The following is a 702-nucleotide window of genomic DNA, read 5'->3' as shown; positions in this document are numbered from 1 at the left end:
CGACGGGCAAGGGCGTCATCGTCAACCTGGCGACCGGTAGCGCGACCGACAACTGGGGCAACACGGACAAGCTCGTCGGCATCGAGGACGTGTCCGGCTCGCGCTACGGCGACGTCCTGACCGGCAACGCGGCCGACAACAGCCTGAACGGCGACGACGGCAACGACACGATCTCCGGCGATGCCGGCAACGACTGGCTCGACGGCGGCAACGGTGCCGACAGCATGGCGGGCGGCGCCGGGTTCGACCAGCTGACGGGCGGCGCCGGCAACGACACGCTCGACGGCGGCGCCGACCACGACCGCGTCAACTACAACTACGAGTACCCCGTTACCGGACTTACCGGCAAGGGCGTGACGGTCAATCTCGCAACGGGTGTCGCCATCGACAACTGGGGTAATACGGACAAGCTCGTCGGCATCGAAGAGGTGACCGGCTCCCGCTTCGCCGACGTCATCACGGGCGACGCGCAGGATAACTACCTGTGGGGCGAAGAAGGCAACGACAGCATCGCGGGTGCCGGCGGTTCGGACATGCTGACCGGGAACAGCGGCAACGACACGCTGGACGGCGGCGACGGCCGCGACCGCGCCAATTACTCGGACGACTACCGCGGCCCGGCACCCACCGGCAAGGGCGTGGCGGTGAACCTGGTCACGGGCGTGGCGACCGACAACTGGGGCAACACGGACAAGCTCGTCA

General features: G+C 67.9%; 1 protein-coding gene. It reads left to right on the top strand.

Features of this window, described 5'->3' with window-relative positions; genetic code table 11:
* On the top strand, nt 1–702 hold a 702-nt coding region (locus ACEN88_RS33465), incomplete at both ends, for a calcium-binding protein (protein WP_413346642.1).

Source organism: Massilia sp. CT11-108, from assembly GCF_047302915.1.
GTDB lineage: Bacteria > Pseudomonadota > Gammaproteobacteria > Burkholderiales > Burkholderiaceae_D > Telluria > Telluria orientalis.
Note: the sequence above shows the minus strand (reverse complement) of the source record. Positions and strands in the feature narration are given on the sequence as shown.